The organism is Leptotrichia buccalis C-1013-b (assembly GCF_000023905.1).
Lineage (GTDB): Bacteria > Fusobacteriota > Fusobacteriia > Fusobacteriales > Leptotrichiaceae > Leptotrichia > Leptotrichia buccalis.
In genome coordinates, this window is sequence record NC_013192.1 from 2,342,684 (window position 1) to 2,356,031 (window position 13,348).

Annotated in this window: 13 protein-coding genes and 8 tRNA genes; 9 read left to right on the top strand and 12 right to left on the bottom strand. The window is 30.5% G+C overall.

Annotated features, from left to right (window positions below; genetic code table 11):
* Positions 1-41: 41 nt before the first annotated feature.
* From serS to LEBU_RS11015, 12 genes are all read right to left on the bottom strand, one after another.
* On the bottom strand, positions 42-1,313 hold the full coding sequence (gene serS / locus LEBU_RS10965; RefSeq protein ID WP_015770387.1) for a serine--tRNA ligase: 1,272 nt from the start codon (positions 1,311-1,313) through the stop codon (positions 42-44).
* A 22-nt stretch (positions 1,314-1,335) separates the two neighbouring features.
* Complete coding sequence (locus LEBU_RS10970; RefSeq protein WP_015770388.1) at positions 1,336-2,124, bottom strand: hypothetical protein; 789 nt, start codon at positions 2,122-2,124, stop codon at positions 1,336-1,338.
* Positions 2,125-2,261: 137 nt separating this feature from the next.
* A complete protein-coding gene (gene lpxK, locus LEBU_RS10975; protein WP_015770389.1) occupies positions 2,262-3,275 on the bottom strand; it encodes a tetraacyldisaccharide 4'-kinase in 1,014 nt (337 codons plus the stop codon).
* A gap of 28 nt (positions 3,276-3,303) precedes the next feature.
* The gene (gene whiA / locus LEBU_RS10980) at positions 3,304-4,206 is read right to left on the bottom strand and encodes a DNA-binding protein WhiA (RefSeq protein WP_015770390.1); all 903 of its coding nucleotides are present in this window, start codon (positions 4,204-4,206) and stop codon (positions 3,304-3,306) included.
* A 155-nt stretch (positions 4,207-4,361) separates the two neighbouring features.
* Complete coding sequence (locus LEBU_RS12325; RefSeq protein WP_238974488.1) at positions 4,362-4,652, bottom strand: RNA-guided endonuclease InsQ/TnpB family protein; 291 nt, start codon at positions 4,650-4,652, stop codon at positions 4,362-4,364.
* Positions 4,653-4,654: 2 nt separating this feature from the next.
* Positions 4,655-4,939: a transposase gene (locus tag LEBU_RS12330; protein ID WP_238974489.1), complete on the bottom strand. Its 285-nt coding sequence runs from the start codon at positions 4,937-4,939 to the stop codon at positions 4,655-4,657.
* 205 nt (positions 4,940-5,144) lie between these two features.
* Entirely contained in the window at positions 5,145-5,960 is an 816-nt protein-coding gene (locus tag LEBU_RS10990; protein WP_015770391.1) for a toxin-antitoxin system YwqK family antitoxin, read from the bottom strand.
* A 97-nt stretch (positions 5,961-6,057) separates the two neighbouring features.
* Positions 6,058-7,353, bottom strand: a complete 1,296-nt coding sequence (locus tag LEBU_RS10995) for a glutaredoxin family protein (RefSeq protein ID WP_015770392.1) — start codon at positions 7,351-7,353, stop codon at positions 6,058-6,060.
* A gap of 57 nt (positions 7,354-7,410) precedes the next feature.
* Positions 7,411-7,779, bottom strand: coding sequence for a holo-ACP synthase (gene acpS, locus LEBU_RS11000; RefSeq protein ID WP_015770393.1), 369 nt, complete (start codon positions 7,777-7,779; stop codon positions 7,411-7,413).
* Between the two features lie 175 nt (positions 7,780-7,954).
* On the bottom strand, positions 7,955-8,527 hold the full coding sequence (gene rfbC / locus LEBU_RS11005) for a dTDP-4-dehydrorhamnose 3,5-epimerase (RefSeq protein WP_015770394.1): 573 nt from the start codon (positions 8,525-8,527) through the stop codon (positions 7,955-7,957).
* Between the two features lie 109 nt (positions 8,528-8,636).
* On the bottom strand, positions 8,637-9,641 hold the full coding sequence (locus LEBU_RS11010; RefSeq protein ID WP_015770395.1) for a hypothetical protein: 1,005 nt from the start codon (positions 9,639-9,641) through the stop codon (positions 8,637-8,639).
* 76 nt (positions 9,642-9,717) lie between these two features.
* Positions 9,718-10,923, bottom strand: a complete 1,206-nt coding sequence (locus LEBU_RS11015) for a dTDP-glucose 4,6-dehydratase (RefSeq protein WP_015770396.1) — start codon at positions 10,921-10,923, stop codon at positions 9,718-9,720.
* Positions 10,924-11,368: 445 nt separating this feature from the next.
* Here LEBU_RS11015 and LEBU_RS11020 point away from each other — a divergent pair.
* The 9 genes from LEBU_RS11020 (at position 11,369) to LEBU_RS11060 (ending at position 13,124) form a co-directional block, all read left to right on the top strand.
* Positions 11,369-11,456: transfer RNA gene (locus LEBU_RS11020), tRNA-Leu, on the top strand.
* Positions 11,457-11,470: 14 nt separating this feature from the next.
* Positions 11,471-11,546: transfer RNA gene (locus LEBU_RS11025), tRNA-Gly, on the top strand.
* Between the two features lie 6 nt (positions 11,547-11,552).
* Positions 11,553-11,628, top strand: a tRNA-Lys gene (locus tag LEBU_RS11030).
* 17 nt (positions 11,629-11,645) lie between these two features.
* A tRNA-Arg gene (locus LEBU_RS11035) sits at positions 11,646-11,722 on the top strand.
* Positions 11,723-11,725: 3 nt separating this feature from the next.
* A tRNA-Ile gene (locus LEBU_RS11040) sits at positions 11,726-11,802 on the top strand.
* A 13-nt stretch (positions 11,803-11,815) separates the two neighbouring features.
* A tRNA-Glu gene (locus LEBU_RS11045) sits at positions 11,816-11,890 on the top strand.
* Between the two features lie 81 nt (positions 11,891-11,971).
* A tRNA-Ser gene (locus LEBU_RS11050) sits at positions 11,972-12,057 on the top strand.
* 4 nt (positions 12,058-12,061) lie between these two features.
* Positions 12,062-12,137 (top strand) — tRNA-Phe (locus LEBU_RS11055).
* Positions 12,138-12,539: 402 nt separating this feature from the next.
* On the top strand, positions 12,540-13,124 hold the full coding sequence (locus tag LEBU_RS11060; protein ID WP_015770397.1) for a porin family protein: 585 nt from the start codon (positions 12,540-12,542) through the stop codon (positions 13,122-13,124).
* The last annotated feature ends 224 nt before the right edge of the window (positions 13,125-13,348 follow it).

Here is a 13,348-nt window from a genome sequence, read left to right on the forward strand (position 1 = left end):
GGATTAATTTGATAGTCGGTTATTTGGTTATAACGATTTTATTATTTTATAACTGTCATTCCACCCATATAAGGCACTAATACTTCTGGAACTTTTATAGTTCCGTCATCCTGCTGATAATTTTCCATAATTGCAAGCAATGTTCGTCCTACAGCAAGCCCAGATCCATTCAGAGTATGTACAAAATGGCTCTTTCCTGTTTCTTTTTCCCTGTATTTAATCATTGCACGTCTAGCTTGAAAGTCCTCTGTATTTGAGCAAGAAGAAATTTCTCTGTATTTTCCTTGACTTGGAACCCAAACTTCCAAATCATAAGTTTTTGCCGCACTAAATCCTAAATCTCCACTGCAAAGTGCGAGCACTCTATATGGCAATTCCAATTTTTGTAATATTTTTTCTGCACAGTTTACCATTTTTTCAAGTTCATCATAAGAAGTTTCGGGTTTTACAATTTTTACCATTTCCACTTTATTAAACTGGTGCTGTCTTATAAGCCCTTTTAAGTCACGTCCTCCAGAACCTGCTTCCTTTCTGAAGCAAGCTGTATATCCGCAGTAATATTTAGGCAATTCCTCTTCATCCAGAATTTCGCTGTTATGTAAATTTGTAAGTGTAACTTCTGCCGTTGGAATCAAATACATTTCATCGCCTTCAATTTTATAGGCATCATCAGCAAATTTTGGAAGTTGTCCTGTCCCCACCATCATTTCCCGTCTAACTAATTGTGGCGTAAAAATCTCCTCAAATCCATGTTCCCCAGTATGAACATCAATCATAAACGCAATCAACGCTCTTTCCAGTCTTGCCGCCGCATTTTTATAAACTGTAAATCTTGAACCACCAAGTTTTGCCCCTCTTTCAAAGTCCAAAATCCCTAATTCTACTCCTAGTTCATCATGTGATTTTATTTCAAAGTCAAACTCTCTTGGAGTTCCCCATTTTCTAACTTCCACATTATCATCTTCATCTTTTCCAACTGGAGTCGTATCACTTAATTTGTTTGGAATCGTATAAGCAAGTTCCAGCTGCTTTTCATCAATTTCTGCTACCTTTTGATCAAGTTCCTTAATCTTTGCACTGACAGTCTGCATTCTCGCAAGTAATTCAGCAGGATCTTTTCCTTCCTGTTTATATTTTCCTATCAATGCACTTGACTCATTTCTTTCCTTCTTCAGCATTTCCACTTCCTGAAGTAAATTTCTTCTATCCTCATCAAATTTCAGTAATGAATCCAAATCAAAGTCACTATTTCTATTTTTTAAATATTCTCTGACTTTATCAGCATTTTCTCTTATGTATCTCATTTCCAACATAATTTTTTTATTTCCTTTCTTTTTATATATATTTATATAGTATTTTTTTACTTTCACTTAAATTTTCAAAATCATAATTTTTACTAAATTCTATTTTTTTCACATTTTGAATATTATACTTTTCCACAATTTTATCATAGTTTTCCACATAAATTTTTTTGTAAAGTTCATCAGCTTGATTTTCCACAAAATAGTTTAAGTTTTCCACATTTTCAAAATTTAGGAAAGCTGAATCAGATTTTGTGAAATAATTTATGATATTTTTTATTATCTCATCTATTTTATCACGAATTTCGTTAAATTTTGAACCATTTTCAGTTTCAATTTTTTCTATCATTTTTTTTGCAAAAAAGGTTTTTACAAGTTTATTTGTATCTGTTGAAATTAATGAATAGTTGTATAAAATTTCAAAAAATTTATCTTTATCCCGATACAGCAGTTCATTTCCTAGTTTTACAGCATAAATTGATTCTTTGTTAAAAATACTTCTTCTGAATCCGTCTATTAATTTGGGAAGTTCAACTTTGCTTAACCGTTCTATTTTTTTGTCTTTTTCCTTAAATGTTTCCAAAAATTGTTTACTTATGATTTGTTTTATATTTTCATTTTTTTCATTTTTTTCATTTTCACTAAAATAAATGTATCCCAATTCCAGTATAAATGATGGTTCTTTAGTTGTTATTTTAAAATTTTTGCCAAGCTGGAAGTATTTTCGCTTTTCAAAATGATTTTTATATTTCAAAATAAATTGTGAAAAATTTTCTGTATTTAAAAATATATCTTCACTTTCCAGCTTTTTATTTTCAGTCAAAATTTAATTCCTCCCTTCTGCTTTATTTTCTAATCTTTGTAAAAAGCCTAAAATTTTTAATAATTACAATATTTTTATATTTGATTTTATAACTTTTATTTGTAAAATTTTGATTTCACCAAAACCTTAAATTCAATTTATTTTTCAACAATTTTAAATTGCATTTTCAAAATCATTAAATTTTCTATATTTTTATCAATTTTCACAATATCCTTTTCCGTTGTCAAAACATAATCGTAATTTTGAGATTTTTCCTTTATTTTCAAAATTTCTTCATTTGTGTAAACGTGATGATCTGTAAATTTTATTTCATCAATATTACTTGGATTTAATTTTTTTATTGTCTGATAAAATACAGCTGGATTTGCTATCGAAGAAAAAATCAGAACATTTTTATTTTTAATAATTTCCAATGGAAATTTTTCATTTCTTATATTGTTTTCATTATTTATTTTACCAAACTTTTTCCTATTTTCAAAATTTAATTTATAAAAATAACTTTCTTCAAAAGAAGCAACAGAAATCGGTTTTTGATATTTTGCGAGTCTTTCCTTAATTTTCGCAATTTCTTCTCTCGAAACATAGTTACTTTTTGTAATAATAATTTCATCAGCCCGCTTCAAAGCATCTAGTGACTCCCGCAATCGTCCCTTTGGCAAATAATCGTCCATTCCAAAAGGATTTGTTGCATCAATCAGAATTATATTTTTATCCTTTTTCAGTTTTCTATGCTGAAATCCGTCATCCATAATAATTGTTTCCACACCGCATTTTTCATTTAGAAAAGTTGCACCTTCATAACGATTTTTACAAACTACGACAGGAATTTGAAAATTTAAGGCATGCAAATAGGCTTCATCTCCTGATTCCTTTGAAGTGGCATAAATCTTTTTTTCATCCCGTACAAGCAGTAAATCAGTTTCCCGTTTTCCCTTGTAGCCTCGACTCAGAATTCCAACTTTTTTATTCTTTTCTAAATATTTTTGCACAAAATACTGCACAGCTGGTGTTTTCCCAGCCCCACCTGCCACGATATTTCCAATGCAAATTATTTCCACTCCATCAACCTTTTTTTCTTTAAAAATATTCAAATCATAAAGTTTATTTCGTAAAAATACGATAAATCCATATATAATCGACAATAATTTCATTAATTCTTCCTCAGCTTAACTTTCTTAATTAGTTTTCTATCAGTCCTTTGTAAATTGTTTCTAGCCGTCTAAATCTGTTTTTTATTCCAGATTTGGAAATTTCCATTAAGTCTGCCAGTTCCTGCAGGGACATTTCTTGATTTTCCATTCGGACTCTCGCAGTTTTACTTAGCACATCTGTTAATTCTGAAAGCCCCATTTTTTCATCAATTACTTTTATCATGCGAATCTGCTTTTCAGAAGCGGACAGTTTTTTAGTTTCATTTGCTATTTCCCAGTTCATGTTTCTATTAATTTTATTCCGAATTTCCTTATTTATCGTAACTTCTTCAAATTCAAAAAACGAATTTATTCCCCCAATTAAAAAAATTATATCTAAAATGTCTTCTGAATTTCTTAAATAAACAAGGCTCTTATTTTTTTTCTCTGTCTGAAAAACCTTTTTCCCCATCTGTTTAAACAAATAATACAAATAAGTGGCAGAATCTTCAGTATCCACAAAAAAATCCATTGCATAAGCCTTTTCTGGAGACTTTATATATCCACAACTAAGAAAAAAGCCTCTAATTATACCCGATAGCTGTTTTTCATTCTCCACAACTGAAAAATTTTTGTGAAAATAGATTTTTTTTAAAAATGATTTGTATTCCTTCTGATTGTGCTGAGTGGGAAAAAGTATCACTTCATACATTTTGTGTGTTCCAAGGCGTTTACTAATAACGTATTTTAGTTGAATTGGGATATTTGTTACTGCCCTTAAATTTGAATAAATTCTTTTAGCAAGCGAGACATTTTCAGTGCTGAAATAAATTCCATGTTCTGTAATTACATTCTTTGCAATAAAAATTCCAAAAAGTTCTGCATAAACAGCATCCTTATCTGAATTTTCCAAGTTGAAGATTTCTCTTTTTACATTTGCTGAATACGACATTTTTCCCCCTCCTTCTTTATATTTTTATTTTTCTCTGTTCGTGAACTACTCCCGCTTTTAAAAGCGGGAGCTTCTTGGGAAGTATCTGCTTTTGCTAGCCAAAATATATTTACCAAGCTCTTCGGGCAGTTCCTACCCTGCTTTCTTTTATTTTCCTAATATTCCATCATTTCTTTTCCAATGTTTTTTATATTCAATGCCGCATTGTAATCTCTATCAATTTCAATTCCGCAACACTCACATTTATAACTTCTTTCTGATAATTTAAGTTCCTCTTTAACGTTTCCACATTTACTACAAGTTTTCGATGATGGAAACCATTTATTTATCCTCAAAAATTGTTTCCCTAAAAACATCAGTTTATACTCAAACATTCTCAAAAACATTCCCCATCCATTATCTCCTACACTTTTCCCAAAATTTAATGCCTGAATCATCCCTTTCATATTCAGATCCTCAACAACCACAGCATTATATGCTTCAGACAATTTTTGATATATTCATGCAATTTTGATATTTTCGCTTTTTGCTTATACAAATTTTTAGAAAATTTCACTTTTCTTGACAATGACTTTTGTAATTTTTTAAACTCTTCTTCCAACATCCTAAAATATCTTGGATAATCAGCCCTTTGGTTTTCAGAACTGACAAATAATTCAGATATTGAAAAGTCAAGCCCAATTACTTTATCATTACTTGGTATTTTTTGAATTTCTTTTTCAAATTCTGTCAAAACAGAAACATAGTAATTTCCATTACTGTTTGTTAGTGTTACCGACTTTATCTTGTAATCTTCTAGTATTTCTCTTCGATATTTTATACAAAAATTGTATCATAGACGTATCCTTTTTTAATTTTTTTACAAAAAAAGCAATTCATCTCCCACTTATAGAAAGCCTACGACTTCTTGCTGTCTTTTTGTTAAAACTAGAACAAACCTAATAATTTACTGTTCTGGCATTTCCTGATTTATCATAATAAGTCCAAGTTCCTGTTCTTTTTCTTCCCCTAATGCTTCCATCAAATCCAAGATTTCCATTTGTGTAATAACCTTTTACTGTTCCAGTTTCTCCACTCATATTTGCTTCATACAAAAGTCTTCCATTTTCGTAGTAAACGTTCATTTTCCCATTTATTTCATCATTTACATAGTTAATTTCAGATTTTTTTGTTCCATTCGAATTCCATTCAGTAAATAATCCATTTTTTTGATTATCTGAATAATTTCCTTGTGATTTTCTTGCACCGTTTTCATAGTATTCTGTCCAAGTTCCAGTCATTTTTCCGTCAATATAGCTTCCTACGACTTCCTGAGCTCCTGTTTTGGCATAATATGATGTATAATTTCCACTTAGCTGGTCATTTTTATACTGATATTTTTTCCATAATTTTCCATTTTCAGTATAGACCATCCAGTCTCCTTCTTTTTTTCCATTATTGTAATTTCCTAGTGTAAATCTTGTTCCGTTGGCATAATATTCATCATATTTTCCGTTTAATGTTCCGTTGTTTAGATTGACAACAAGTTTTCTTTTACCTTCATCTGTTATTCTGTATTCTCCACTTCCTGTAAGCTGATAAGTATTCGAGTCAATTCTTTTTGCATCTTCTGGACTTATAGAGCTTACTTTTGATAAATTGACTTTTCCAAAACTTGTTCCATAATTTGCAAATATATCTTTTCCGTAAGAAACTGCTGACAATACTATCATTCCAGCGATTAATAATATTTTTTTGTTACTTATTTTTTTCATTTTTCCATCTCCTAAATTTTTTATCTTGTTAATTTTATTAACACCTTTGTATATTATAACAAATTTTCTTTGTTTTTTAAACTAAATTTTCCTTATTTTACATTATTAGCAAACTTGGCTTCAATAACAATATCAATCCTAAAATTATCATTAGAATTCCACCAAATAAATTTACCCATTTTGAATATTTTGTAGTTAATTGTAATTGATTTACACTTAGTAACGCCAGTCCAAAAACAATTATATCATCAATCATATATCCAATTATATAAATAATTGTGTAAAATTGTCTTGCCCAAAAAGATACATCGTTTATTTGTAAAATTTTTGTATAAGTTTGAGGAATCCCAACTGAACAGGCAAATTCTATTACATTTACAGACAATGCCAATCCGATTATTCCCAGTGCGGTTAGCAATGTAAATGGCTTGTTAGCTATATCCTTTATTTTTCTGGAAATTTTGGCTCTTTGTTCCAAGTTTGTCACTTCACATTCCAATGTATCGCCTTTTTTCAAATAATTTTTTATAAAGAAAATTCCGCCGATAATTCCAACAATTCCGACAATTGGAGTTACCCATTTATCCAGACCTACAAAATCCCACGTGTAAATCCACGCATTCAAAATCAAAAAATACATTATAGCTTCTGCAAAAATAAACAGTCCAGCCACTCTAAACATTTTCACTTTATTTCCAACTGCAATTAATGCCGTCAAAAATAAAACAAGAACCCACATTGCACAAGGATTGAATCCATCAATTGTTCCTAATATTATTGACATTGTCAATAAGGAGTAATTTGTTAAGTCAATTGTTTTGTTAATAATCGGAATATTTACAAGCACCTGATTTTCAGCACCTTTTGTAAGTCCTGGAATTTCACAGACGGAATCTCCAGTACATACTGCACCGTTGCTGCTCACATTCCCATTTTCAGCCTGTCCGCTTTTTAAATATTCTTTCAAGCTCAGAACTTTATCTTTTGTCTTTCCAGAATTTATAAGATTTTCAATTTCCTTTCCAGTAGTTTCCGCCGTATTAAATCCTTGAATGATATGTCCGTCAATATAAATAATTGGAGTCCCTTTGACGAGTTTCAGCTTGGACGTAGTTTCATCAAAAAATGCCTTATTTTCCTTACTTTCATCAATTTTATGCTCCACATATTCAAAATCGTCTCTTTTTGTTGACAATTCTTTCAGAAATTTCTCTAAGTTTACACAATTTTTACAGTCTTTTCTCCCAAAATACTCAATTTTTACTTTTTTTGCCTGATTATTTCCAGCAGAATAATTAATCTGGCTTACAAAAAATACACCCAAAATTATAATTACTAGCCCGAAAATTTTATTCGTTACCGCTCCAGCCTTAAAACCATTTCTCCAAAACATACTTTTTCACACCTTTCCTTTTCTATTTAATTTAAAAATTACTATTTTTAATAATTTTTATTTTTTGTAAATCATAACTGTACTGACCGCATATTCCCTGCTATGCGAAATACTAATCTGTATTACCAAGCCTTGTGCCTTTTCCTCTATCGCATTATACAGCGTAACATAAGGCTTTCCCCTCTCATCATTCAAAATCTCAATATCACTTAGCGAAAAACCATAAACTCCTGTTCCAAATGCTTTGGAAACAGCTTCTTTTGCCGCAAATCTGCCTGCATAACTGGCATATGGATTTTTCTTTTTCTCAATATGCTCAATTTCCTTTTCAGTATAAACTTTTTTCTTAAACAAAGCTGTCTGATTAATTGCCTTTTCAATTCGTGATATTTCGATAATATCCGTTCCTATCCCATAAATTTCCATATTTTCCCTTTCCAGCTAATTTCATTTTTTACTGTATTTCTAAATTATACTACAATTTTAGAAAAATATCGACAATGATTTTAGAATTTTTATTTAAATTTTAAACTTTCTTCTCTTACTTTATTTGTTCTTTCTAATCAAAAAGGCAGCATTAAAAATTACTGCCTGTTAAAATCTATTCAAAATAATCTTTGTTTAAATCAAATTTCTGTTGAGCTTTATCCTTTTCGGAAATTGTCAGTTCATCATGATTTATCCCAAATTCTTCAAATTTCCAGTCAATATTAATTGTTTCATCATTCCATAAAAGTCCGCTGTCATATTCAGGTGCATATAAATCTGTACATCTGTAAACAAATTCCGTTTCATCTTCAAGAGTTAAAAAACCGTGTGCAAAGCCTTCTGGAACATAAAACATCAATTTATTTTCAGCGGATAATTTTATTGCGTACCATTTTCCAAAAGTATCGCTTCCTTTTCTTAAATCAACTGCCACATCGTAAACACTTCCTTTTATTACACGTACTAATTTCCCTTGAGTGTGCTTTGTCTGAAAGTGAAGTCCACGTAAAACGCCTTTTTTGGATTTTGAATGGTTGTCTTGGACGAAGCTCATTGTAAGTCCTAATTCTTCAAAGGATTTTTGGTTGTAAGTTTCCATAAAAAATCCTCTTTCATCGCCAAATACTTTTGGTTCAATTATTACTAAGTCTTTTATTGGGGTTTCTTTTACTATAAAATTGTTCATTGAATTTCTCCTTATACAATATTTACTCAAATTTGTAAAATTAAATAAATTTAGAGTTTGAGCAGATTTGATTTTTGTTCATTTTATTTTTTATATTTTTTTATTGTTTTCACTGTAAACTTGGATTGTCCAATACAATATCTCTTTGCCAATTCAAAGTATCAGGTACCCGAAGCGATCCAGAAATTGTTACTTTTTTATTAACATATCGTGTGTATCTACCATCATTATTAATAATATTTAACTGAATTTGCTTGGCACTCATATTATCTACAGTTATTGAATTTGGAAGCTCCAAAACATAAAAATCTATTCTCTGTCCCGAAAATGCACCAAATTTCTTAATTTCTGAAAAATGTCTCAAAGTTCCTGTTAAAGTGGCATTATCACCACCTGAATATGAAGAACGCATTCTATTTTTGCTATAATTTACATTAGAGTCATAGCCACCGTATCCATAATTTCCACCTGAAATTCCTGATGAAACGTATGCTCCACCACTTCTTTCTATATATCCGTAATTTTCATTTGTAAAATTTGGATAATTTGTTTTTATAGTTGTAATTAACCAATTTAATCTATTTTTGAATTTTTCTGGGGAAAGTAGAATATGTGTATTTTTACTTCTCAAAAGGGACTGCACCTCATTCAATGAATATGTTTGATAGTTTTCTCTCTTATATTTTTTCCCATTTTTTACATATGAACCTGCTCCAACTATTATTTCCGTATCTTTGAATTCAATATAATAGAACTGATTATCATCTTTTTTATATCCTATATCAGGATAGCCATCTGAAGTTCTTTTGTTACTTTCAAAAGCCGTATAAGCTACTGCAAACTCCCTTTCTCCAACACGAACTACATGCATAACAAAATTTAAATATTCACATTTTTCTCGATTAGTGTTATTTTCTGTATAGCAGAACCAGTCTTTCTGATCTGATATAAAAATCAGCGAATGATTATTAAAATCTATAATCGAAGATGAATTTAACCTATTTCTATTAGAATATAGCGGAAGTCCTAGAAATGATACATTGACTACATTTTGTTGTGCACTCGATAACATACTTCCTAAAAGAAGTGCCAGCAAAAAAATAATTTTTTTCATAATAAATTATCACCTTTCTTTATCAATTTTTTTTATATTAAACAAAATTCGTATATACTCGAACTTTTTTATTGAATTATTTATTTCCGTACATCTCTTCATAATATTTTTGATAATCTCCTGAAACTACTTCGTTTACCCAGTCCTGATGTTCCAAGTACCATTTTACAGTTTTTCTGATACCTGTTTCAAAATCAGTTTCTGGATACCATCCTAAATCCCTTGCAATTTTTGAAGGGTCGATGGCATATCTCATATCGTGTCCAAGTCTATCCTGAACATAAGTAATTAAATCATAATTTATATTTTGCAAGTCAGTTTTTAGAACTTTTTTGTATTCATCGTTACTTTCAATTTCTTCTTTTAAAATGTCGATAACCAGTTTTACAATGTTAATATTTTGCTCCTCGTTAAAGCCTCCAATATTGTAAATTTGATAAGCATCAGCATTTCTTAAAACTAGTTCGATTCCTTTGCAGTGATCTTCTACGTAAAGCCAGTCTCTTACATTGTCACCTTTTCCGTAAACTGGCAACTTTTTACCTTCCAGTACGTTTTTAATCATAAGTGGAATTAATTTTTCTGGAAAATGGTAAGGACCGTAGTTGTTTGAACATCTTGTAATGTTTATTGGCATTTTGTAAGTTTCACCATAGGCGATTACAATGTGGTCGGCACTTGCTTTGGAAGCTGAATATGGGCTTCTTGGGTCAAGTGAAGTTTTTTCTGTGAAGAAATTTTTTCCGTAAGTTTTTAAATTTGTCCTATTTTTTACAACTTTTTTCACTTCTTTATCGTCAATTACTAAGTCAATAGCTGTGTCGTAATCTTTTGACAAGCTTCCGTAAACTTCATCTGTGGAAACTTGTAAATATTTTACTCCGTTTTTGTAAACTGGATAGCCATTTTCATCTTTTACAATAGTCCATGCTTTTTTAGCGTTTTCCAAAAGATTTTGCGTACCAAGAATATTTGTTTCTAAAAATATTTGCGGATTTTCAATGGAACGGTCAACGTGTGATTCTGCCGCAAAATTTACAACAAAATCGATTTCATTTTCAGAAAAAATTCTATCAATTTCCTTCTGATCACGAATATTAACTTTTTCAAATGTAACTCTTTCATCCTTAATTTCCTCAGCAATCGTTCCTAAATTTCCCGCATAAGTCAGTATATCAACAACAATTACTTTAATCTCTTCATTTTTGTATTTGCTTAAAATGTACTTTAAATAATTTGCACCGATAAAACCTGCGGCACCTGTCACTAAATATGTCTTCATTTTTCCTCCTAAATAATTTACTAATTTAAAATTTTATTATTTATCATCACCAAATAAATTATACAATTTTTTAACAATTTTTCCAATAAAAATTATTAAATTATATGGCTTATATTAAAGAAAAGAGTGTATTATCAAGTCACCTGCAACAAGAAATAAAAATAATATAAAACTAAAACGTTTTTTAAATTTCTATTTTTTTTAACTTTGCTATGTCCATCAGTTTTCTCTCTGAAATTAAATTTTATTATTCTTGGAAATATAAAGGACTTAATTCCCTTAATTTTGTTTCTATGAATCATCTCATAGACAGTTTTAGTGGAAGCGCTTTCAGAACGCTTATGCAAAAAATGAGAAAATATAAAAAAAAGTGTTGACAATAAAAATTAATTATGATATACTAACCGAGTACTTGTAAGTTGAAACAATAAACACTTATAAAAATGCCTTGGTGGCGAAATCGGTAGACGCACAGGACTTAAAATCCTGTGGGAATTTATCCCGTGCCGGTTCAAGTCCGGCCCGAGGCACCATAAAATCATATTATGCGGGAGTAGCTCAGTTGGTAGAGCGTCAGCCTTCCAAGCTGAATGTCGCGAGTTCGACCCTCGTCTCCCGCTCCAAAATATGAGCCATTAGCTCAGTCGGTAGAGCACTTGACTTTTAATCAAGGTGTCACTGGTTCGATCCCAGTATGGCTCACCATTTAATTTAAACCATATGTGCCTGTAGCTCAGTTGGATAGAGCAACGGCCTTCTAAGCCGTGGGCCAGGAGTTCGAATCTCTTCAGGCACGCCATATGGATCCATAGCTCAGCTGGTTAGAGCACTCGGCTCATAACCGAGCGGTCGCTGGTTCAAGTCCAGCTGGATCCACCATTGAAAAACTTGTGCGGCCTTCGTCTAGTGGTTAGGACCTCGGGTTTTCATCCCGGTAACAGGGGTTCGATCCCCCTAGGCCGTACCATTATTTTTTTAGAACCATAATTTAAAATTGTGGTATTTTTTTTAGAAAATTTGCAGTGTTTAATTATTTTATTAAAGTTGTGGGTGGATGTCCGAACGGTAAGGGACCGGTCTTGAAAACCGGCGAAATCGCAAGATGTCTGGGTTCGAATCCCAGTTCACCCGCCATTATGCCCAGATAGCTCAGTCGGTAGAGCAAGGGACTGAAAATCCCTGTGTCCGTGGTTCGATTCCGCGTCTGGGCACCATTTTTTAAATAGTTAATTTACAATTCAATTTCATGAATTGTTTTTTTATTTAATAAAACTATTGTATTTTAAAGAAAAAAATGTTTCAAAACAAAGCAAATTATAAGAAATTTGGGGTATACTATATTTGCATAGGAGATAATAAAGTTTGAGATACAAAATTTGATTTAGTAAGTAAAAATAAAATAGGAGTTGGTATTTAAAGAAATCAAAAAATGTACTAGAGTAATTAATTATTCTATGCAGGAGTTATTGAGGACTGATTTAGAAAGTTTAGAAAGTAATGCTATGGAGAGTAAATTTCGTGATTAAAGTGCTTGAAATAGCAAAGAATATAATGTATTTGATAATACATTATTTCTCTTAGGTAACAGATTTTTTTAAAAAGAAAGGTGATTGACTATGAAAAAAACATTAATTGGATTATTTTTAGTTTTAGGTGCAACTTCGTTTGCAAATTACGGAAAAGTTGAAGTTAGAGGTGGTTTAGATCTAGGTGGTAAATATCGTTATGGTAAGAATTATAGAGATCAAAAAACAAAGAATACTTCTGGTGAAGTTGGAGTAGAATATAGATATGAAGTACTTCCAGGATTAGAATTAGGTACAGGTACAGCATTCCAATTTCATAAAGATTTGAAAGATAAAGGTCCTGACAGACAAAACTATAAGAACTATAACTCAATACCTGTTTATGGAACTGCTAAATATACATTTGATACACCAACAGCTATCAGACCTTATATTAAAGGTGATTTAGGATATTCAGTTAATAATGGAAACCATGATTTTGGAATAGATGGAAAATTTAAAGCTAAAAATGGACTTTATTATGGTGCAGGAATTGGAGCAAATTACAATAATGTTAATTTCGAACTTATGTATAAAGAAAATAAAGGTAGATATCAACACAATAATCTTAAATATGATGCTAATTATAGAAGAGTATCACTTGGTGTAGGTTATGACTTCAATTTAGGAGACTAATTTTAAAATTTTGAATAATTAAAAATAAGATTTTTTAAGCTGTTTTATATCAAATTAGCATATGCATTGATTGCAGCTAGTAATTAAAATTATAATTTATAGAGTTGTTTCTAATTTATGAAACAGCTCTTTTTTTGTTATAAATTTTAAAAATAATTTCATTTCTTTAACCTTTTGTGATATAATATTAAACATAAACTAAGTAGTAGCCTATGATAGTCAAA

What these genes read in the sequence shown, in the direction of transcription:
- serS (WP_015770387.1), bottom strand. Translation starts at nt 1,313, where the DNA reads ATGTTGGAAATGAGATACATAAGAGAAAATGCTGATAAAGTCAGAGAA.
- lpxK (WP_015770389.1), bottom strand. Translation starts at nt 3,275, where the DNA reads ATGAAATTATTGTCGATTATATATGGATTTATCGTATTTTTACGAAAT.
- whiA (WP_015770390.1), bottom strand. Translation starts at nt 4,206, where the DNA reads ATGTCGTATTCAGCAAATGTAAAAAGAGAAATCTTCAACTTGGAAAAT.
- LEBU_RS12325 (WP_238974488.1), bottom strand. Translation starts at nt 4,652, where the DNA reads ATGAAAGGGATGATTCAGGCATTAAATTTTGGGAAAAGTGTAGGAGAT.
- LEBU_RS10990 (WP_015770391.1), bottom strand. Translation starts at nt 5,960, where the DNA reads ATGAAAAAAATAAGTAACAAAAAAATATTATTAATCGCTGGAATGATA.
- LEBU_RS10995 (WP_015770392.1), bottom strand. Translation starts at nt 7,353, where the DNA reads ATGTTTTGGAGAAATGGTTTTAAGGCTGGAGCGGTAACGAATAAAATT.
- acpS (WP_015770393.1), bottom strand. Translation starts at nt 7,779, where the DNA reads ATGGAAATTTATGGGATAGGAACGGATATTATCGAAATATCACGAATT.
- rfbC (WP_015770394.1), bottom strand. Translation starts at nt 8,527, where the DNA reads ATGAACAATTTTATAGTAAAAGAAACCCCAATAAAAGACTTAGTAATA.
- LEBU_RS11010 (WP_015770395.1), bottom strand. Translation starts at nt 9,641, where the DNA reads ATGAAAAAAATTATTTTTTTGCTGGCACTTCTTTTAGGAAGTATGTTA.
- LEBU_RS11015 (WP_015770396.1), bottom strand. Translation starts at nt 10,923, where the DNA reads ATGAAGACATATTTAGTGACAGGTGCCGCAGGTTTTATCGGTGCAAAT.
- LEBU_RS11060 (WP_015770397.1), top strand. Translation starts at nt 12,540, where the DNA reads ATGAAAAAAACATTAATTGGATTATTTTTAGTTTTAGGTGCAACTTCG.